Origin of the sequence: Microbulbifer sp. CNSA002, from assembly GCF_047324085.1 — a bacterium.
Taxonomy (GTDB): Bacteria; Pseudomonadota; Gammaproteobacteria; order Pseudomonadales; family Cellvibrionaceae; genus Microbulbifer.
Window position 1 is genome coordinate 3,041,210 of sequence record NZ_CP172449.1, and the last position, 21,109, is coordinate 3,062,318.

The window sequence follows — 21,109 nt, forward strand, 5'->3', positions numbered from 1 at the left end:
AACAGATAAACAGTCTGTCGGTAATTTTCAGGTGCGCGCCAGTGGGGCCAGGGCCCACGGCGAACATTTTTACGGAGCACATTGCGCAATCTGTTTTTCGATTTACACGCAACCTTAAGACTCTTCCGATTCTATTGAGGCGAGCGGAAAGATTTAGAATGAATTCTTCTGTGTGGATCAGCTGATAGAGGTTTGTATTTTTTGGATAATGTGTCGTTTAAATTTTTCAAACACAATTAGCAGAACAAAATCAGGTGTTTCCGGATTTAACTGCAACAACGGACTCATTTTCCACCAAGGCAAACACTGCTTCAGCAGAAAAATTACAGTTAAATATAGCGGGGGAAGAATTGGGAAAGCGGCCCACAATTGGGCCGCTTAAGGAGGAAAATTAACCTTCCTCGTTGGCCAGGAATAGCCAGGTATCTACTGCGGTATCCGGGTTCAGGGACACACTGTCAATCCCCTCATCCATCAACCAGCGGGCGAAGTCTTTATGGTCAGAAGGACCCTGACCACAAATACCTACATATTTACCCGCTTTCTTACAGGCTTGAATCGCCCTGGAAAGCAGTGCCTTGACCGCTGGGTTGCGCTCATCAAACAAATCGGCAACCAGGCCGGAGTCGCGGTCCAGACCAAGCGTTAGCTGGGTCAGGTCATTGGAACCGATGGAGAAGCCATCAAAGTGCTGCAGGAAGTCTTCCGCCAGCAAAGCGTTGGACGGCAATTCACACATCATAATGACCTTGAGGCCACCTTCTCCACGGCGCAGGCCATTTTCAGCCAGCAGACCGACTACTTCCTCAGCTTCTTCCGGGGTGCGAACGAAGGGCACCATGATTTCCACATTGGTCAGTCCCATTTCATCGCGGACTTTCTTCAGTGCACGGCACTCCAGGGCAAAACACTGGCGGAAATCTTCGGAGCGATAGCGAGCTGCACCACGGAAGCCAAGCATTGGGTTTTCTTCGCTTGGCTCGTACAACTGGCCACCCACAAGGTGCGCATACTCATTAGATTTAAAGTCGGACAAGCGTACGATGACGCGATTCGGTGCGAAGGCTGCAGCCAAGGTAGCGATACCTTCCACGAGTTTTTCGACAATAAAGTCTTCTGGAGAATCGTATCCACCGATACGCTCGCAAATATTCTGCTGCAGATCTTCCGGGAGGTTATCCAGTTCGAGCAGTGCTTTCGGGTGAATACCGATCATGCGGTTGAGGATAAACTCGAGGCGTGCAAGGCCAACGCCCTGGTTCGGCAGATGGCTGAAAGCGAATGCTCGATCCGGGTTGCCCACGTTCAACATAATTTTGAACGGCAGCTCCGGCATTTCTGCAACTTCAGTTTCCTCGCGCTGGAATTCCAATTCACCAGCCATTACAAAACCGGTATCGCCTTCCGCACAGGAAACAGTCACCGGGGTGCCGGTTTCCAGCAGCTCGGTTGCATTACCACAACCTACAACTGCGGGGATGCCCAGCTCACGGGCGATAATTGCCGCGTGACAAGTACGGCCGCCGCGATTGGTAACAATAGCACTCGCTTTCTTCAGGACCGGCTCCCAATCCGGGTCGGTCATGTCGGTAACCAGGACTTCACCATCCTGCATCAGCGCCATATCTTCTACAGATTCAAGCTTGCGAACGGGGCCCGCGCCAATGCGCTGGCCGATTGCGCGACCTTCACACAATACGTCACTGCGCTCCTGCAAGCTGTAGCGCTCGATGCTGGTTCCCTGATCGCGGGAGCGTACAGTTTCCGGACGCGCCTGTACGATAAACAACTTACCGCTGTCGCCGTCTTTAGCCCACTCGATATCCATCGGGCGACCGTAGTGCTCTTCAATCTTGCGGGCCTGGATTGCCAGGTCTGTCAGCTCCGCATCGTTGAGGGCAAAGCGCTGGCGGTCTTCGTCTGCCACCGGGATAGTTTTTACGGAACGACCACATTCACCGCTCTCATCGTAAACCATCTTGATCGCTTTACTGCCGCGATTGCGGCGCAGAATCGCAGGACGACCCGCATCCAGGGCTGGCTTGTAGAGGTAAAATTCGTCCGGGTTAACCGCACCTTGAACAACGGTTTCGCCCAAACCAAAGGCGGCGGTGATAAAGATCACATCGCGGAAGCCACTCTCGGTGTCCAGGGTAAACATCACACCCGCTGCGCCAGTCTCACTGCGCACCATGTGCTGGATACCGGCAGACAGAGCAACGCCCACATCCGCATAACCGGTGTGCACGCGGTAGGCGATAGCACGGTCGTTGTAGAGGGAAGCAAAAACTTCTTTTACTGCCTTCAATACAGCGTCGATACCGCGGATATTCAGGAAGGTCTCCTGCTGACCGGCGAAGGACGCATCCGGCAAGTCTTCGGCAGTTGCAGAGGAGCGAACTGCAACAGCAGTTTCCGCACCACCCAAGGCCTCATAGCCCTCGCGAATCTCTTTTTCCAGCTGCTCGGGGAAGGGAGTCTGTAAAATCCAGTTGCGGATTTCATCTCCCGCCTGGGCCAGCTCGGTGACATTACCAACATCCAATCCTTGCAAACGCTCGGCTATACGCTGCTCCAGCTGTTCGTGAGCCAGGAAAGCCCTAAAGGCTTCTGCGGTGGTAGCGAAGCCACCGGGTACGCTCACGCCGGCACCGGCGAGAGAGGAGATCATCTCGCCCAGTGATGCGTTCTTGCCGCCGACTTTGTCGACATCGGCCATGCCCAGTTTTGCGAAGTCGATCGTGAAGTTCGTCAAGTGAAGGCCCTCTAAAATTCAGGTTGAGTGGCGGCAGATTATAAGGATGAGTTTTGTAAAAAATAGCCCGTAAAAATTGGCCAAAATGTTGTAAATTTTCTACAAAAATTGCAAAACGCCAGAATAAAAGACCTTTGCCCCATTCCTCCCCTACAATAGCCCCCTCACGCCGACAAACTGAGAACAAACATGGCAAAAGACAAGCGCACGGCTTTTTTTATCTCCGACGGAACCGGCCTCACCGTCGAAGCGATTGGCCACAGCCTACTCGCACAGTTCCGCGATCAACAAGTTGAGCAGGTCACGCTTCCCTATATCGACTCCACCGAAAAAGTTAAACAGGCCCTGCAACGCATAGAAAAAGCAGCCGATGAATCCGGTTTACAGCCGATCATTATTACCAGCATTGTTTCTGACGAGATCCGGGAACAGCTGCACCAAAGCTCTGCGTTGATGCTCGATATCTTCGAGAACTACCTCACACCACTGGCCAATCTGTTTAACCGAGATCCAGCGCAGATGGTCAACATCTCTCACGGCATTGACGACAACCGTCGCTACACCGACCGGATTGAAGCAGTGCACTTCGCCATGGACAATGACGATGGCCGCAGAGTCAGCGAATTCCAGCAAGCCGATGTAATCCTGTTGGGCGTTTCCCGCTCCGGCAAAACGCCTACCTGCTTGTACCTGGCACTTCAGTTTGGCCTGCGCGCGGCAAACTACCCCATCACCGAAGAGGATATGGACTCCACCACCCTGCCCAAGATCCTGCGCCCGTTTCGCAACAAGCTGTTTGGCCTGACAATCGAGCCCGAGCGCCTGATGCAAATTAGACAGGAAAGGCGCGCCAACAGCCGCTACGCTTCTAAGGAACAATGTGAATTCGAGGTGCGCCAAGTTGAGCAAATGCTGAGGCGGGCCCAGGTGCCTTTCCTCAATGCAACCCAACTTTCGGTGGAGGAACTCGCCACCCGCCTGATGTCTCAGGCCGGTATTGAGCGCAGGATTGACTAAAGAGCCACACACCCTTTAATTGCCGCCGCAAAATGTGTAGTGTGCGCCGTCTTCCGGACTGCTGTAGCTTGATATGCAAATTGTCTCTCTGCCCTACTCATTAAACACGCCCGCCGCATTTGCGGCGATAGCGGATTTACCTATCCCCGTTTGGCTCGACAGCGGTCGACCTCTCGCGGAGGGTGGGCGCTATGACATCATTAGTGCCGACCCAATAAATACCCTCGAGTTAAGTGCCGACACGCCCGAGCCATTTGCCCGGCTGGATGACCTGGTGTGCGAACTCTGCCCTCAGGACAGGGACTCACAACTGCCTTTTTGCGGCGGGGTTATTGGTTACGCTGGTTATGAACTCGGTGTAGAGGGCAATTATCTGCCGGCAGATATGCGCCCTACGGACTTGCCCGCAGGCTTTTTTGGGCTCTACACATGGGCCTTTATTGCCGACCACCAACTGGGCAGCAATCACCTGGTTTTCCACCCCGCCTGCCCCCCCCAGCAAGTTCGCGAATTGATACAGCGATTTAAAGCTATCAACTGGGAGACCACGCTTACACCCGGGGACTTCCGGCTGCTTTCACCATTTGAGCACGAACTGAGTGCAGATGATTATCGGGCACAAATTGAGCAGATATTGGAATATATCGCCGCCGGCGATATCTATCAGGCAAACTTTACCCAGCGTTTCAGGGCCCCCTACAGCGGCGATCTGTTAACAGCTTACCTGGCATTGCGCTCTCAAGCTGCCGGTCCCTTTTCTGCTTATATGGCCCTGCCCCATGGCAGTCTGCTCAGTATGTCGCCGGAGCGATTTATCCGAGCTGATGGCGCCAGTTTGCGCACGGAACCGATTAAAGGCACGGCTGCAAGACACGCTGACAAGATGGCAGATCAGCGCGCCGCCTTCTCGTTGCAGAGAAGCCCCAAGGACCGGGCGGAAAACCTGATGATCGTCGATTTACTGCGCAATGATTTGAGTAAGCTGTGTCGCAGTGGCACTGTACGTGTTCCCGAGCTATTCCAATTGGCAAGCTTTGCCAATGTCCACCACTTGGTCAGCGTAGTAACTGGCGAGCTACCCGAAGAGTCGGTCTACAGCGAATTACTCGAAGCTTGTTTCCCTGGAGGGTCTATCACAGGTGCTCCAAAGCGACGCTCTATGGAAGTAATTCGGGAGCTGGAATCCAGTCCTCGGGGGATTTATTGCGGCAGTATTGGCTACATCAGCAGCTGCGGCCGCGCTGACACCAATATCGCCATCCGGACCTTCAGTGCCAACGATGGACACCTAACCTGCGCGGCAGGTGGTGGGATCGTTGCAGATTCCGATCCCACTTCAGAGCACCAGGAGTGCTTGGCCAAGGTGCGCTTACTACTGGAAACAACTGAACAATTTTTGCAGTAGGCATCAAATCGCCGAAAAACGACCAAAAAATAGCCTATTTTGGCGCCTTTTGTAGCATCACTACAAATTTCAGTTATAAAGGTATCGGCGATTGATATTTCAAAGTTATTAGGGGTTCTGATAGATTCAGTCCATCTTGCCTTTAATGGCATTGCACTGGATCAAGGAAATTATCGTGAAGATCACACTGGTCAAGAAAATTCTCGCCGACGGCTCGCCCTGCGCCAAGTGTCGCGACGTTGAAGAAAAGCTGGAAGAAAATGGCCAAATGCAATTTATCGACCAGACACTTATCGCCGACGTGCGTGACCCGCAAAGCCCGGGCTTACAGCTGGCTCAGCAGTACAAGGTAGAGCGAGCGCCCTTCTTTATAGTAGAGCGCGAAGGTAAGGAAGCAGAGATTTTCACTGTTTACTTCAAGTTCGCCAAAGAAGTGCTGCGCCCCCTGATCGAGATGGAGGCTTCATAGCCTCCATCCCTTAGCTTTATTCGGCACTTCCATTCAGCAGCAGCTCTAGTAAACCGGCAACTCCATATCGGCGAACAGCGCATCGACCTCAGAACGGGATGTCGCCTGTGCCGCCTGGTCAATCAGCTCACGGCTGAGATGGGGGGCAAATTGCTGGATAAACTCATACATAAAGCCCCGCAGGAAAATCCCCTTACGGAAGCCAATTTTCGTAACACTCGACTCAAACAGGTTGCTCGCGTCGAGGGCCACCAGATCTTCATCCTCACCATCAACAGCCATATCAGCCACAATGCCAATACCCAACCCCAAACGCACATAAGTTTTGATCACATCGGCATCGGCGGCGGTAAAGACCACCTTGGGTGATAACCCCTTCTCCAAGAAAGCCTCATCCAATTTGGAACGGCCGGTAAATCCGAATACGTAAGTAACTATCGGGTACTTCGCCACATCCTCAAGGGATAGCTTGCTCACTTGGCAAAGCGGGTGATCTTTCGGTACCAGAATGCAGCGGTTCCAGCGGTAGACAGGCATCATCACCAAGTCGCTGAAAAGCTCCAGAGCTTCGGTAGCGATGGCAAAGTCTGCAGTGCCATCTGCCGCCATCTCAGAAATTTGCATAGGGGTTCCCTGGTGCATATGCAGGGAAACCTCCGGATAACGGCCTATAAACAGCTTAATAATCGGGGGCAAGGCATAGCGCGCCTGAGTGTGAGTGGTAGCTACAGCGAGACTACCTTTTTTATCATTGCTGAACTCTTGCGCAACCTGTTTAATATTCTCCACTTTGCGCATAATTTCGCCGGCAGTCTTTAAGATTGCCTCCCCTGCCGGGGTCACCCTCGTGAGATGCTTGCCGCTGCGCGCGAAGATTTCTACGCCAAGCTCATCCTCCAAAAGTCGGATTTGCTTACTGATTCCCGGCTGGGAGGTATAGAGGCTCTGCGCTGTAGCAGAAACATTGAGGTCGTGATGTGCCACTTCCCAGATATATCTCAACTGCTGCAGCTTCATAGATCCTCCCTTTCATTAAGTTCGCTCATGGCCGAGAGCGAGTAATACCATTTTTTGATCGATAGTTATAAAAACTATCTTGAGTTATACGAGAAAAGAATAGCAGTGAATCAAAGCCAGGGCCAATGGACGGTTGAATATCCGTGGTAGAGACGAAAGTGTCAATCAACTTTGGGGGATCCCGGACTTTCTGTCGGCTTTATTTTCTAATAATTAGAGCTAAGCCTCTCGGATGAGGGCCGGGAAAAGTTCAAACATTATCGGCATAGAGAGCACTGAGTGATAACGTACACCTTTATCACTTTTGAACTTTTTATACCTCTGCATTTGCGATTCCATGAGGAACATGGCCCGTAGCCACATGCTCACCTGCAGAAACACAGTGACTAGGCTGATCATCAAAGAAGACATCGGCGCCAAAAGCCCGCAGGAACTCACCTTTAGGAAGCCCGCCGAGAAAAACTGACTCATCCACTCTAATATCCCAGGCGCGCAATGTCCTGATGACCCGCTCATGGGCCGGTGCGGAACGTGCCGTTACCAAAGCCGTTCGTATCGGGCAGGTATCCATCTCAAATTCAGCCTGCAACCTCTGCAAAGCCTCAAGGAATCCCTTAAAGGGCCCTCCCCCCAGTGGCTTCTGTGCTGAGGCACGCTCCGCCTCAGTAAAAGCAGCCAGGCCTTCCGTTTTGTAGACTCGCTCAGCCTCATCAGAGAAGATTACCGCATCGCCGTCAAAGGCAAATCGCAACACATCATCACGATATTCGCGGTTTCCTCCGGCAACCAAGGTTGCCGCAGCAACCCCCTGCTCCAACGCTTGGCGGACATCTACACCATCAGCAGACAAAAACAGGTTGCATCCAAATGGGCCAATATAACGGTAAGGGCTTCCACCATTGCAAAAGGCCGCACGAGTAATATTGAGTCCATAGTGCTCTATCGAGTTAAATACCCTTAATCCGGTATCGGCACTATTCCTTGATAGCAGGATCACCTCCACCCGTGGCTCACCGCCAAGAAGCTCATTGATCTTTAGAAACTTCTCAACCAGAGGGAATGCGTCCCCTTTTTCCAGAACATCGTTCTCACGCTCAACTTGATAATGAGAAAAGGCGTGCAATCCCTGCTCCTCAAATACCTTGTGGCTATCGCTAAGGTTAAACAGAGCGCGAGAGGAAATAGCGATTACTAACTTATCTGGACGCACAGCCATTAGAGAGCCTCTACATCGTTAATCCACCGACACCGCAGCTTCACTGAGGGCAGTGAGAGTCTACGACAAATCTCAAACTTATATTCCACAAATTGAGCGATATGTACAGATAAGAATGCCAGCCCTTCCCGATGTTACCTACAGAGCGCTGCACAAGTGTCCAGGGAGTCAAAGTTGCTTTGACTGCGGGATTAAGACGATGGAGCAAAACATTTCAAAATTCGAAATTGAAACCGCTCCAAACTACCGCGTGCATTTTTCTACAGTAAAGTTTTGGTAGAGTTAATATCCACCCCCATCAAGCTCAGAAAGGATTAATACTTTAATCCTTTAGTTTGACACCCCCTTAAAGAACCCAGATTAATACACCCCTTCAAACTTAACAAACATATAGCACCCCACTCATGCAAATTGAATTAAATTGAAGAATTTCGCACCGGAAATAAACAAAAATAACAAAACCACAGAAAGCTTTACCGTTTAAATACAACTCAAAAAAAGTTTGCCATTCAGAAAAAAGCTATAAACTAACCAATTAAAACCCCTCAAATAACCAAAGTTGCAAATATCTGAATTCGTGACATACACATCAAAAAAACAATTTGATCTTTCAAGTTTACATCCACTTCAAAAAAATTATTGTCAGGAATAACAACAAGGGATATCGTTATTTCGCCTGACAACGGCAAACAACCCCCAAGAAAATTTTGCACATAAACTCCATACAGCTCTCAGCTCATAGCGCGAGATATTCTTGGGGTGTGATTCAATTGGCCGCTTAACCAGACAGCATTAACCACTGAGCGTTTATTTTATGCTCCCGGTTAACTATGGCCATTAAATTATAATCATAAAGAGAATTACTTAATGAAATATTTGTTAGGAGCCGCTAGCACACTCGCACTCGCTATTAGCGCCCAAGCGGCGGAGCGTATTAATGTCACACCAGAGTTACTTTCCAATCAGTCCCTAGCCTCAATCGCTGGCTCAGATATGAAGCTGGAAAAGGTTCGCGAGCGCACGCTCGCCAACGGGAGAACGGTTGCCCGATATCGGCAAACTCATAAAGGCATACCCGTTTGGGGGAGAACCATAACCAGTTCCAGGCAAGGCTTAACTGAAAAAGTGAGAGGCCACGTACTCTCAGGCCTAGAGTTGGAGGTACCTACCGCCCGCGCAACGATTGATGCCGATAATGCTATTGATCGAGCCATGAACCATCAGCTGAATCTGCGCACTCAGGATGGTGACAGTAAAAAAGCTCTCTCAATGTCGTCCATGCGCTTCAACGCACGAAACCAGAAAAAAGAGCTCTATGTCTATGTCGATGAAAACGACCAGGCGCGATTAGCTTATTTGGTTAACTGGGTCGAATACGGAGATGAGCCGAGCAGACCGTTCTATTTTGTAGACGCACTTACTGGCGAAGTTATCAAGCAATGGGACGGCCTTGCCTTCCAGGATGCTACAGGCCCCGGTGGCAATGAAAAAACCGGGCGTTATGAATATGGAACAGACTTCCCTGCCCTCGAAGTTGACAATAACTGCTCCATGAACACTGCTAACGTAGAAACCGTGGATTTGAATCACGGTACAAGCGGAGGTAGCGTTTTCTCCTTCACCTGTCCGGAAAATGATTACAAAGAAATCAATGGTGCTTATTCTCCATTGAATGATGCCCACTTCTTTGGCAATGTCGTTTTCAATATGTACAGTGACTGGTATGGAACATCGCCGCTCACACAAAAATTGAGAATGCGAGTTCACTACAGCAACAACTACGAGAACGCCTTCTGGGATGGCAGCCAAATGACATTTGGTGATGGCTTCACAACCTTCCACCCACTTGTCAGCTTGGACGTATCCTCTCATGAGGTGAGCCATGGTTTTACTGAGCAAAACTCCAACCTGACCTACGCCAACCAATCCGGCGGCATAAACGAAGCCTTCTCTGACATGGCCGGTGAAGCTGCCGAGTTCTACATGAAGGGCACTAACGACTGGATGGTGGGGGCCGATATATACAAGGCTGATGGCGCTCTTCGCTATATGGATGACCCCACCAAAGATGGCAGATCCATTGGCCATGCTTCCGACTACTATAGCGGCATGGACGTGCACTACAGCTCCGGCGTATTCAACCGGGCTTTCTACCTGATCGCCAACTCAAGCGGCTGGAACACCCAAACTGCTTTCGATATCTTTGTGCTTGCTAACCAAACTTATTGGAATCAAAGCACTGATTACATTGAAGGTGCTTGCGGAGCCCTGTCAGCTACTGAAGATCTCGGATACGATACTGCAACAGTAATCGCAGCGTTCGACACCGTAGGGGTATCTACCAGTAACTGTGGCGATGATGGCGGTTCAAACTCAGAAGGCTGGGAAGAAACCAACTTATCAGGCCGCCGCAACAGCTGGCAGCACTTCACCCTGGATGTACCATCAGGCTCATCATCTTTGACTGTCGAAATGCTCGGTGGCAATGGCGATGCCGATTTGTACGTTCGTTATGGTGCCACCCCAACCACCGACAACTGGGATTGTCGTCCTTACGTAAACGGCAATAATGAATTCTGTAGCTTTAGCAATCCAGCTGCAGGTACCTGGCACATCAGTGTACAAGGCTATATTTCGTACAGAGGCGTAACCCTTTCCGCCCAGAGCCAGTAATATTTAAGGCAGGTGCCGACACATTAGTGTGTCGGCATTCTCTATTACATCACTCAAAGACTAGCTTCCAAACCTATCTAACAAACTGTGGTAAAGCATCCCCAACACCAACCCCGGCCACCTCAATAAAGTGCCACCTGGAAACTCTACTTTAGGAAGAGAAGAAAACACGTTATAACCCTCACTCTCCCCATAAATTGCATCAGCCAGAAGCTTGCCGGCAAAAGTTGCCGTAGGCACTCCATGTCCAGAATACCCCTGACTGTAATATAGGCCCGACTGCAACTGTCCTATACAGGGCATCCGATTCATAGTAATGGCCAGCGTACCCCCCCAGCCGAAATCAACAGCAGTATTTTCCAGCTGCGGGTAAACCCTCAACATATACTTGCGGACGAAACTGCGAATATCTTTAGGGAAACGCCTGGTGTAATTTTCCCCTCCCCCAAAAATTAAACGGTTATCGCCAGATAATTTCCAATAATTTATAACAAATAGAGTATCTTGCAGTGCGAAGTCATTGGCTATGATTTCCCTAGCGAGCCCCTCCGGTAAGGGCTCTGTTGCCAGCACAAAATTATTTATTGGCATTATGTGCCCCGCTAAGCGGGGCTCAAGATCTTTCAAGTAACCATTGCAAGCTAAAATCAACTTTTCGGCCTTCACCTTTCCTCGTGCAGTTTTCACCGTAAAGGGAGAAGAGCTCGAATACCCTTGCACACCACTACACTCAAAAAACCTGGCACCAGCAGAAACTGCTGCGCGGGCAAGACCTAATGCAAAATTGAGAGGATGAAGATGTAGCGAACCAAAATCCAGCTGTGCGCCGAGATATCGTTTGCTACTTACAAGCTCTCGAACTTCCTCTTTCTCTATATACTCAACTTGCCTGTAATCATATTTATCTCTGAGTTCTTCAGTTTCATCCTGCAGATATTTATCGTGACTGGATTTTGCTGCAAGATGCATGATCCCGCGTTTTAAATCACATTGAATCTGGTGCCTGACTATAAGACTTTCCACCAGTTGAACAGCGTTGATACTCAAATCCCAGAGCTGCTTAGCGGTGTCGAATCCGAACATGGCTTCCAGATCACCCTGACTTCGCCTTTGTCCAACACCGACATGTCCTCCATTCCTTCCTGATGCGCCCCAACCAATCCTATTAGCCTCCAGAAGCACCACACGGTAGCCGCGCTCTGCCAAGTGCAAAGCACTGGAAAGTCCCGTATAACCACCACCAATAACGCAGACATCTGCCTCCACGTTACCTTCCAGGCATGGATACTCCTGAAGGTCGTTAGCTGTAGCGGCATAATAGGATTCCGTGTGCTCATCCAACCTATTCATCACCTTCATATTTCTACCAGATACGCTCGATGCCATTTAAATAAACGGCCCTGTTCCAATCGGCAGTATATAGTTCCTTTACACAGGAGGAATTATTTTCAGCGCAACGCTTTCCGGCACTGATCATAGAATTTCACTCAGGAAGAAAAAGTAAGCAATGGCTATCCAATGGATAAAATTACAAACTGGCTGGCAAATCACAATATTGCAGAAGTTGAATGCCTTGTTCCCGACATGTCAGGTAACGCCAGAGGAAAGTTCACCCCCACCGATAAGTTCTTAACTCAAGACAGCCGTTTACCGGAAAGCATTTTGGTGCAAACTGTCACGGGGGATTATGTCGACGAACACAATGAGCTTGTTGATCCAGCAGACACCGACATGCTCCTAATCCCTGACCCCAACTCAGTGCGCCTAAACCCTTGGGCCAATGATCCGACAGCACAAATCATTCATGACTGCCATTCTCGAGATGGGGACCCTCACCCTATCAGCACCCGTAATATTTTAAAATTTGTCCTCGAAAAATATGCAGACAGAGGATGGAAGCCCATTGTCGCCCCTGAGGTAGAGTTTTATCTTGTAAAAAGAAACCTGGATCCGGATGAAAAGCTATCCGCGCCTGTGGGAAGATCGGGACGCACAGAAAAAACCCGACAATCCTACAGCATTGATGCAGCCAATGAATACGAGCCCATCATTGAAGACATGTATGATTTTTGTGAAGCTCAGGGGCTTGATGTCGACACACTGATCCACGAATCAGGCACTGCCCAGATGGAAATTAACTTTCTACATGGAGATCCACTTCATTTAGCTGACCAGGTCTTTACCTTTAAACGCACAGTGCGCGAAACGGCTCTGCGCCACGGCATTTATGCAACCTTCATGGCAAAACCGATGGAAGACGAACCTGGAAGCGCTCTGCACTTACACCAGAGTGTGGCGGATAGAAAAACCGGTGAAAATATTTTTGTCGATAATACAGGAAAAGAGAGCAATAATTTCTTGCATTTTATTGGCGGCATGCAGAAATACACTCCCGGTTTTATTAGTTTTTTTGCTCCAAATGTAAACTCCTATCGCCGCTTCACACCTGAAATGGCCGCACCCACCAGTCTCCACTGGGGTTATGACAATCGAACAACAGGCCTTCGGGTTCCCGACAGCTCGCCACAAAGTAAACGTCTTGAGAATCGTTTTCCCGGGGCAGACTGCAACCCCTATCTTGCCATAGCAGCTTCCCTTGCCTGCGGATATTTAGGAATGACCAATAAAGTCGCACCGAGCGCACCTTATCAGGGCGACTGCTCCAAAGAATCAATTACACTTCCCCGCACCCAGGAACATGCCCTGACACTCCTATCAGATTGTGATGAAGCAACAGAAATGTTTGGCAGAAAATTCGTAAAAGCCTGGAACGCAATCAAGAGAAATGAATATGAGGAGTTTAATCGTGTGATCAGTTCATGGGAGAGGGAATTTCTATTATTAAATGTATAAATAACCGTTCCACTAAAAGCTAACAGAAATAATAAACTGTTATCGCCAAATTTATTTTTTCGGAAAAAACAACTCATCTTTTCCACCTCACAGGCAGAACATCACTTCCTAATTTGTGACGATCCGAGCAAAAATATCGAAAACAATTCAAATATATTAGTTTGCCATCACCTTTTTGTTGCCTAGATGCGTATGCAGGGTAATCTCAAGTTGCCCAATTAATTAGGGCAACCGGTTTGAGAAAGCGAACGCCACTGCCGCTACTGCGGCCCCTTCCTGGCGACGGTTATCTTCTGCTGTCTTACCACATAAAAATCCAGCCTGTATTGGCCAACCAGATTTAATACGGTCCCCACAAGGGAAATACGGCTGTATACCGGCGGATTCATATATAAAAAAGCTATAAAAGGGAAAGCTAGCAATGAAGCATTTTGTAGGACTAAGCTGCACTTTAGCCTTGGCTATTAGTGCACATGCTGTTGAGCGCGTCCCCGCCACGGCGGACATGCTCTCACCACAAACTTTAGCTGCCACCGGCGGATCGGATATGGCGCTCGAAAAAGTTCGTGAGCGCACTCTCGTCAACGGCAAAACCGTAGCCCGCTACCAACAGACTCACAAAGGCATTCCTGTCTACGGCCAAACAGTAACCAGCTCCGGGCAGGGTCTGATTACTGAGGTTCGCGGCAATGTCATCACTGGGCTGGAACTGGAAGTACCCAATATCAAAGCATTTATCAATGAAGATAATGCTATTGAGCGGGCAATGGACCACCAGATCAACTGGCGCACGCAGCAGGGCGTTATCCAGGGAGCTTTGTCAGTTCAGGCTTTGAAGCTGGAAGCACATAACCCCAAAAAGAAACTCTACGTCTATATCGATGAGCAAGACAATGCCCGCTTGGCTTACCTGGTCAACTGGGTTGAGTACGGCGATGAACCCACACGCCCCTTCTACTTTATCGATGCAATGACTGGCGAAGTTCTCAAGCATTGGGACGGCTTGAACTTTGCACAAAATGCGACAGGCCCAGGGGGCAATTCAAAGACCGGGCGCTACGAGTACGGTACTGACTACCCCCACATGATTGTTGACGACAGCTGTGCCATGGATACGGACAATGTAGAAACCGTTGATATGAACCACAGCACGAATGGCGGTAGCATCCACTCGTTCACTTGCCCGGACAATGACTATAAGTCAATCAACGGCGCTTACTCACCACTCAATGACGCACACTTCTTTGGCGGTGTGGTCTTTGATCTCTATAGCGACTGGTACAACACATCCCCTCTCACACAAAAACTGAGAATGCGGGTGCACTACAGCAACAACTACGAGAATGCCTTCTGGGATGGCAGCCAGATGACATTTGGTGATGGCCAGAGCTACTTCTATCCACTGGTTAGCCTCGATGTTTCCGCTCACGAAGTCAGCCACGGCTTTACCGAGCAAAACTCTGACTTGAATTACTACAATCAGTCCGGCGGTATCAATGAAGCCTTCTCTGACATCGCCGGTGAAGCTGCCGAGTACTATATGCGCGGCAGCAATGACTGGTTGGTAGGGGCCGAGATCTTTAAGTCCAGCGGAGCACTCCGCTACTTTGAAGATCCAACTGACGATGGCAGCTCCATCGGACATGCCGATGATTACTACAACGGCATGGACGTACACTACAGCTCCGGCGTCTTTAACCGGGCCTTCTACCTACTGGCGAATACCAGTGGCTGGAATACCCGCACAGCATTCGACCCCTTCGTTCTTGCCAACCAGATGTATTGGAGTGCCAATACTGATTTTGAAGATGGTGCCTGTGGTGTTTTCTCTGCAGCATCAGATTTAGGTTACGACACTGATGACGTTGTTGCCGCATTCTCCACGGTAGGCGTTTCCACCAGCAGCTGCGGTGGCGGTGGCGGCGGCGGTGGCGGTGGTAATGAAGGCGGAGAACTCGAAAACGGGGTTACCGAGACCGACATCGAGGGCAGCAGTGGTGATGAAGTTCACTTCACCCTGGATGTACCCGCAGATGCCACAGGCCTGTCTTTTGCAATGTCAGGCGGAAGCGGTGATGCCGACCTCTATGTTCGCTTTGGCAATGCTCCAACCACCAGCACTTATGATTGCCGTCCGTACACTTCAGGCAACAATGAAACTTGTGATATCGCTGACGCTGACCTGCAGGGCGGAACCTATTACGTCATGGTGCGCGGCTACTCCTCCTTCTCCGATGTCACCCTGGTAGGCAGTTACACCGGTGGTGGTGGTGGCGGTGGTGGTAGCGACAGCTGGGAAGAAACCAACCTTTCTGGTTCCCGCAACAGCTGGCAGCACTTCACCATTGAGGTTGATGCTGGAGCTTCTACCCTGAGCGCCGTAATGGAAGGTGGCAGCGGGGATGCAGATCTCTATGTCCGCCACAACCAAGAGCCTACCCGTACAGCGTACGACTGCCGCCCCTACCAGTGGGGCAATGACGAAAGCTGCACCATCAGTAATCCGGATGCTGGAACCTGGTATATCAGTATCCGCGCTTACTCTGCCTACTCTGGCGTTACCCTGAGTGCAAGCACTGAGTAATTGAGCTGATTTCCACCCAGCAGGTCTCTGCTGGGTGGGCAAGCTCTAGATCGATCAAAGGATCGGTGGTGCACAAATAAAAAAGGCGGCCATATTGGCCGCCTTTTTTATTTTTAATCAAACCCAGACAAATTATTTATGGCTTGGGTCTTTCCAGTAGTCCTTCACGGTATCTTTCATCTCCTTGGCCAACACAGTAATACCAAACAGGTTGGGCAAGGTCATTATCACAATGGCCACCGCAGAGAGGTTCCAAATAACTGTGGTGTCCTCAATCGCAGCCCAGAAGAATGCAATAACGTAAACGATTCGGTAAGGCATTACTGCCTTGGGGCCGAAAAGGTAAATCATTGAGCGGTCGCCGTAGTATGACCAGGCAATTGCTGTAGAGAAAGCAAACAGCAGAATTCCCAGAGTTACAATCAGACCACCGTATTCACCAAAGTAACCGCGCTGGAAGGCAAGATTGGTCAGGGCCACAGAGTGCACCAGGGACTTACCCCAAATATCCACATCTTCATTGGCAAACTTACCATCTTTCACATCCAGAACACCGCTGAAGCTGTCATCCCCCACACGGAAGTCCAGGTCTTCAGCAATAGAACGGGCGTGGATGAGGGTAAAGTCCTGGCTGTTCAGCGGGTGGCCGTCAGTCACAACAATGGAGCCGTTATAGGCCTTAACATCACTCTCCTGACCGCTCAAATACTTGAACAGCTGCTCAACATCCTGGGTATTCTTCTCATCGTAGCTACCCGCTACAACGTAAGTATCTGCACCTTCAAACAGGTTCTCGTGTTTCTCAGTCCAAACACCAGAAGAAAGAATCACAAGTCCGGTTAAGGTACAAATGATAATGGTGTCGATAAAGGGTTCCAGCAGGGAAACCATACCTTCAGAAACCGGCTCGTCTGCGCGAGCGGCGGCGTGAGCAATAGGTGCAGAGCCCTGACCCGCTTCGTTCGAGAAGAGGCCACGGTTCACACCACGGTTAAAGGCATAGGCAAAGCTCGCACCCAGGAATCCACCTACAGCCGCACTACCGGTGAAGGCATCGCGGAAAACAGCCCCAAAGGACGGCAGAATATTTTCGTAGTTGTAGATGATAACGCCCAAGGCACCTATTACGTAGATAACTGCCATGGTGGGAACAATGGTGGAGGTCACTTTAGCGATTCGGGTAATACCGCCAATAATCACCATGCCCAGCAAAATCGCCAGGATGCCACCCGTCAGAGCCTTCTCAACACCAAAAGAATCGTGCATTGCCTGGGCAATGTTGTTGACCTGGGGCAAGCTGCCGGTACCGAATGAACAGATAACGGTCGCGATTGCAAAGAGCACCGCAAGCCATTTCATATTCAAGCGACGCTCCATGTAAAACATGGGGCCACCCGCGTAGTAACCATCCGCTGCTTTAATACGGTATTTGTGTGACAGGGTCACTTCCACAAACTTTGTGGTCATACCCAGGAATGCGGTCATCCACATCCAAAACAGCGCAGCGGGACCACCGAGGAAAATAGCTAAGCCAACGCCACCGATATTACCGGTACCTACGGTACCCGACAGTGCTGTGGCCAATGCCTGGAAGTGGGAGGTATCACCCGGGTCTCCGGGCTTGTCGTACTTACCGCGCACAATCTTGATCGCATGCCCAAAATAACGAAGCTGCGGAAAACCAAGATAAATGGTGAAAAAGAAACCGACTCCAAGTAACACCCAGGGGAACCAAGGTGCTGAGCCGAGCATGCCGTCTATTAACAACAGCAGATTGTTAAAGGAATCCAAACTAACCCCCCACTACTCTGACTTATTTCTGTTTGTTTTATATACAGATACAACTGTAATTTGTTGCGCAGGTTAGCAGCTTACGCGGCACGAGAACAGTAATGTCGTATTATTCGGCCACTGGGAAGAAGTGGGCTCGGTGGGGGAAGAGGCCAAATTGCCCTCCGGTATGAATAAAAACCAGGTTGTCTGAGCCCCGGTAATTTCCTTTTTTTAACTCCTGTAGCAGACCATGAAATGCTTTGCCGGTGTAGACTGGATCGAGAAGAATACCCTCCAAGCAAGCCAACTCTTTAATAGTCTGGTAAACCTCTGGCTCCGCCACCCCGTAAGCGGGACCTTTATAGTCGGCATTAACCAAAATCTTGAGGGACTCCAAATCAAGCGATACGCCAGACTGTGCCATCCACTGCGAAATATCCTCACGCACTTTCACTTGGAAATAATTAGCACTGTCGCAAACGGCGAAACCCGTAACTTTCACACCGGCTTCCAGCAAATGGCACCCCAAGGTCAAACCCGCTTGGGTCCCACCGCTGCCAGTAGCGCATAAAATATGATCAGGCGAGAAGCCCCTATCTGCACAGTCTGCCAATAATTCCTGAGAGGCCGAGATATAACCCCAGATGCCTAAACCGTCGCTGGCACCAGTGGGGATACAGAAAGACTTCTGCCCTCTGGACAGATACTCAGCAGCCCAGCTGTCAAAGAGGCCTTGTAAATTCCGGGAGTATTCCTCCGGTGAGTAAACCGCAATTTCAGCACCTGCCAACTCATCCAGTAAAAGGTTGCCATCGGGATTTGCAGTGCGCTTGCCACGTAAAATCAACTGAACCTTAAACCCCAATCGAGCCCCCACCAAAGCAGTGGTACGGCAATGATTGGATTGCACTCCGCCACAAGTGATCAAAACCTGAGCCCCTTGGGCCCGGGCCTCAGCGGCAACAAACTCTAGCTTGCGCAGTTTATTTCCCGACATGCCGGACTCGGTAAGATCATCTCTCTTTATCCAAATCCTGGGCCCTCCATAAGGAAGGGAGTAAAGATCACTGATTCGGTCTAACGACTGCAGAGGTGTGGGCAGGTTCGCCAGGCGCAACCGCTTAGGCAACTCTATTGGCAGGCTCTTAAGCACGGTGAATTAAACCTGTTATGTCTAATTATTAGTTTTATCGATGTGACTCAGTAAGAGGACACCTCTAGCAAAAAGTTTCCGCAGAGATAGAACCAAGCTTGCTGAGTAAGCGGATAGAGGACTAGCTTTGAAAAATGAACATAAGCATGCCTTTCAGTGCTATTTATTGCTTTTTGCCTAACCTGTTTTTTTATTGAAAAATTAATCAGACAAATTAGTCCAGCCTTTGATTAATTCCGCAATTTTTCTGTGGGCTTTCAAGGCACAATAAATACTGCCCGCGCAAAAATAGTAACCAAAAAAAAGCCCGGCAATTGCCAGGCTTTTTTAGTTACGACATTCAAAGATAAACCCTGAATAGGATTAGATCTTTTTAATCGTACCTTTGGGTAATACTGCGTGCACAGCTACTTTTTGGAACTTCAAAGACATGCTGTCTGCAACTTCCAACACGATGTAGTCCTCGTCGACCTTGTCGACGCGGCCCAGCATCCCGCTGCTCATTACAACTTCGTCACCCTTTTTCAGAGCGCCAACCAGCTCTTGATGCTCTTTCTGGCGCTTGCGCTGTGGGCGAATAATAAAAAACCACATGAATGCAAACAAACCCGCAAACATCAGCAGGGTTATCATCGGATTACCCTGTGCTGCCGGCGCCGCTTCCTGTGCCATGGCGGAGGGGATAAAAAAGCTCATGCAAAACCTCAAAGAGTCAGCCTATTAAATTGCCGCCAACTCTAACGGGTTTGCCCCGCCGAGGCAACGGATTGGGCCGATCCCGTAGAGACCGGCCAAACCAATCCACACTCAGAACCTCTGGCGGACCTGCCGGCGGTAGCCAGTGGGAGACATCCCGGTCCAGCGTTTGAACGCGCTGGTAAAACTGGTTCGATCAGAGAAATCGAGAATTCGTGAGATTCCATCAACGCTCAGCGCAGTATCTTTGAGGAAATGCACCGCGTGACGAAAACGAACATGGTCACGTAAAGATGCAAAACTGAGGTTGTGTTCCTGCAACCGGCGTTGCAGAGTCCGGGTGGACATACTTAGGTCGGACGCTACCGGGCGAATAGCGAGAGAGGCCTTACCGATACGCTGCTCCAGCACATCTATTACCCGTGCGGCAATACCAAAACTGGTTGCTTCGGGGGGGGCCAGCAGCTGGTCGAGAATATTCGGGTCTCCGGATATTCTGGCCTGCTGAAGTGATTTGTCTTCAGAGAGCGAAGTCTGGTCGGGCTGAGTATGGTTCATCGAGCTGCTCCTATTGAGTTCCGTGAGCCGCAGTTATTTTTCTATGTCCGCATCCAGCGAATCCCGGTTGCCCCTGCCCACACCAACACAACATCAACTTCGGCGGACGACTACGTGATGCGGGATGCACCAAAAAACAGACATCGAATCCTTCACAGAGATGTACAATTTTTAAACTAACCGCTCCGGCAATTCCCGCAGAGAGACTCTCTCTAGCCGGCGCACCTTTCCTTTACAACTGCCAGTATAGACCAAGAATTAAGAAAGCAAGGGGCGACAGTGCTTTTTTTCATCTTATTGTGTACCAAGGGCCAAAAATACTTACTTTCGGTACCCACGTGTCGCCTTTGAGTCCGAAAGGTAGGGGCTACAGCAGACCAAGCACCAGTCCAGCCCCGCCCCTCAGAGTCTGGCAATTAATCCAGGTTCTCGCCAATCCAATTCAAAACATCAGTGTCATGGGTCTTGGTTTTAACTTTGTCGATAATATGGCGAAGGCGCCCACTCTTATCAATAATAAAAGTTGTTCGCAGAAGCCCCATGTACTCCTTGCCCATAAATTTCTTCAAGCCCCAGCAGCCATATTTATCAGCAATCTTGTGTTCTTCATCAGATAGCAAATCAAAATTCAGTTCGTGCTTGTCGATAAAGCGCTGCAACTTTGCTTCTGGATCCGGGCTCACCCCCAACACAACAGTATTGGCTTTTTTAAATTCAGCCGCACTATCGCGAATCCCACATGCCTGAGTGGTACAACCGGGGGTAAGTGCTTTCGGGTAAAAGTAGAGGACGACATTACTTTTGTCACGAAAATCCTTAAGTGACACTTTCTCGCCACTTTGGTTGGTCAGCGTAAAAGCCGGAGCCAAATTACCGATCTTCGGAAAAGCCATCTGATATCCCCTATGGAACAGTTAAGAGTAAAGCGGGGATTATAGCG

At 49.9% G+C, this 21,109-nt stretch carries 15 protein-coding genes; 6 read left to right on the forward strand and 9 right to left on the reverse strand.

Features of this window, described 5'->3' with window-relative positions:
* Positions 1–391 precede the first annotated feature (391 nt).
* Entirely contained in the window at positions 392–2,755 is a 2,364-nt protein-coding gene (gene ppsA, locus ACG1BZ_RS13465; RefSeq protein WP_413662265.1) for a phosphoenolpyruvate synthase, read from the reverse strand.
* Positions 2,756–2,944: 189 nt separating this feature from the next.
* Between ppsA and ACG1BZ_RS13470 the strand changes: the two genes are divergently transcribed.
* The 3 genes from ACG1BZ_RS13470 (at position 2,945) to ACG1BZ_RS13480 (ending at position 5,646) form a co-directional block, all read left to right on the forward strand.
* On the forward strand, positions 2,945–3,772 hold the full coding sequence (locus ACG1BZ_RS13470) for a pyruvate, water dikinase regulatory protein (protein ID WP_413662266.1): 828 nt from the start codon (positions 2,945–2,947) through the stop codon (positions 3,770–3,772).
* 73 nt (positions 3,773–3,845) lie between these two features.
* A complete protein-coding gene (gene pabB, locus ACG1BZ_RS13475) occupies positions 3,846–5,177 on the forward strand; it encodes an aminodeoxychorismate synthase component I (protein WP_413662267.1) in 1,332 nt (443 codons plus the stop codon).
* 175 nt (positions 5,178–5,352) lie between these two features.
* The gene (locus ACG1BZ_RS13480; RefSeq protein ID WP_413662268.1) at positions 5,353–5,646 is read left to right on the forward strand and encodes a hypothetical protein; all 294 of its coding nucleotides are present in this window, start codon (positions 5,353–5,355) and stop codon (positions 5,644–5,646) included.
* A gap of 45 nt (positions 5,647–5,691) precedes the next feature.
* Here ACG1BZ_RS13480 and cysB read toward each other — a convergent pair whose 3' ends face one another.
* Both cysB and ACG1BZ_RS13490 read right to left on the reverse strand, forming a co-directional pair.
* Positions 5,692–6,663, reverse strand: coding sequence for an HTH-type transcriptional regulator CysB (gene cysB, locus ACG1BZ_RS13485; protein WP_413662269.1), 972 nt, complete (start codon positions 6,661–6,663; stop codon positions 5,692–5,694).
* Positions 6,664–6,976: 313 nt separating this feature from the next.
* Positions 6,977–7,879: a 5'-nucleotidase gene (locus ACG1BZ_RS13490; protein WP_413662270.1), complete on the reverse strand. Its 903-nt coding sequence runs from the start codon at positions 7,877–7,879 to the stop codon at positions 6,977–6,979.
* Positions 7,880–8,746: 867 nt separating this feature from the next.
* Here ACG1BZ_RS13490 and ACG1BZ_RS13495 point away from each other — a divergent pair.
* Entirely contained in the window at positions 8,747–10,552 is a 1,806-nt protein-coding gene (locus ACG1BZ_RS13495; protein ID WP_413662271.1) for a M4 family metallopeptidase, read from the forward strand.
* A gap of 60 nt (positions 10,553–10,612) precedes the next feature.
* Here the strand turns inward: ACG1BZ_RS13495 and ACG1BZ_RS13500 are convergent, their stop codons facing one another.
* A complete protein-coding gene (locus ACG1BZ_RS13500; protein ID WP_413662272.1) occupies positions 10,613–11,911 on the reverse strand; it encodes an NAD(P)/FAD-dependent oxidoreductase in 1,299 nt (432 codons plus the stop codon).
* A gap of 159 nt (positions 11,912–12,070) precedes the next feature.
* On the opposite strand from ACG1BZ_RS13500, the gene ACG1BZ_RS13505 reads away from it, so the two are divergent.
* Entirely contained in the window at positions 12,071–13,405 is a 1,335-nt protein-coding gene (locus ACG1BZ_RS13505; protein WP_413662273.1) for a glutamine synthetase family protein, read from the forward strand.
* Positions 13,406–13,826: 421 nt separating this feature from the next.
* Positions 13,827–15,989 carry a M4 family metallopeptidase gene (locus ACG1BZ_RS13510; RefSeq protein WP_413662274.1) on the forward strand — a complete coding sequence of 721 codons (2,163 nt, stop codon included), beginning with the start codon at positions 13,827–13,829 and terminating at the stop codon, positions 15,987–15,989.
* Positions 15,990–16,121: 132 nt separating this feature from the next.
* Here the strand turns inward: ACG1BZ_RS13510 and ACG1BZ_RS13515 are convergent, their stop codons facing one another.
* From ACG1BZ_RS13515 to bcp, 5 genes are all read right to left on the reverse strand, one after another.
* Positions 16,122–17,780 carry an alanine/glycine:cation symporter family protein gene (locus ACG1BZ_RS13515; RefSeq protein ID WP_413662275.1) on the reverse strand — a complete coding sequence of 553 codons (1,659 nt, stop codon included), beginning with the start codon at positions 17,778–17,780 and terminating at the stop codon, positions 16,122–16,124.
* 109 nt (positions 17,781–17,889) lie between these two features.
* Complete coding sequence (locus ACG1BZ_RS13520) at positions 17,890–18,915, reverse strand: D-cysteine desulfhydrase family protein (RefSeq protein ID WP_413662276.1); 1,026 nt, start codon at positions 18,913–18,915, stop codon at positions 17,890–17,892.
* A gap of 363 nt (positions 18,916–19,278) precedes the next feature.
* Positions 19,279–19,611: a preprotein translocase subunit YajC gene (gene yajC, locus ACG1BZ_RS13525; RefSeq protein WP_282932486.1), complete on the reverse strand. Its 333-nt coding sequence runs from the start codon at positions 19,609–19,611 to the stop codon at positions 19,279–19,281.
* A gap of 111 nt (positions 19,612–19,722) precedes the next feature.
* On the reverse strand, positions 19,723–20,169 hold the full coding sequence (locus ACG1BZ_RS13530; protein ID WP_020415217.1) for a helix-turn-helix domain-containing protein: 447 nt from the start codon (positions 20,167–20,169) through the stop codon (positions 19,723–19,725).
* Positions 20,170–20,585: 416 nt separating this feature from the next.
* On the reverse strand, positions 20,586–21,062 hold the full coding sequence (gene bcp, locus ACG1BZ_RS13535; protein WP_282932483.1) for a thioredoxin-dependent thiol peroxidase: 477 nt from the start codon (positions 21,060–21,062) through the stop codon (positions 20,586–20,588).
* Positions 21,063–21,109 lie beyond the last annotated feature (47 nt).

Coding starts and splice junctions, on each gene's coding strand:
- yajC (WP_282932486.1), bottom strand. CDS start 19,611: ATGAGCTTTTTTATCCCCTCCGCCATGGCACAGGAAGCGGCGCCGGCA.
- ACG1BZ_RS13470 (WP_413662266.1), top strand. CDS start 2,945: ATGGCAAAAGACAAGCGCACGGCTTTTTTTATCTCCGACGGAACCGGC.
- ACG1BZ_RS13510 (WP_413662274.1), top strand. CDS start 13,827: ATGAAGCATTTTGTAGGACTAAGCTGCACTTTAGCCTTGGCTATTAGT.
- ACG1BZ_RS13505 (WP_413662273.1), top strand. CDS start 12,071: ATGGATAAAATTACAAACTGGCTGGCAAATCACAATATTGCAGAAGTT.
- ACG1BZ_RS13495 (WP_413662271.1), top strand. CDS start 8,747: ATGAAATATTTGTTAGGAGCCGCTAGCACACTCGCACTCGCTATTAGC.
- ACG1BZ_RS13530 (WP_020415217.1), bottom strand. CDS start 20,169: ATGAACCATACTCAGCCCGACCAGACTTCGCTCTCTGAAGACAAATCA.
- bcp (WP_282932483.1), bottom strand. CDS start 21,062: ATGGCTTTTCCGAAGATCGGTAATTTGGCTCCGGCTTTTACGCTGACC.
- ACG1BZ_RS13490 (WP_413662270.1), bottom strand. CDS start 7,879: ATGGCTGTGCGTCCAGATAAGTTAGTAATCGCTATTTCCTCTCGCGCT.
- pabB (WP_413662267.1), top strand. CDS start 3,846: ATGCAAATTGTCTCTCTGCCCTACTCATTAAACACGCCCGCCGCATTT.
- ACG1BZ_RS13500 (WP_413662272.1), bottom strand. CDS start 11,911: ATGAAGGTGATGAATAGGTTGGATGAGCACACGGAATCCTATTATGCC.
- cysB (WP_413662269.1), bottom strand. CDS start 6,663: ATGAAGCTGCAGCAGTTGAGATATATCTGGGAAGTGGCACATCACGAC.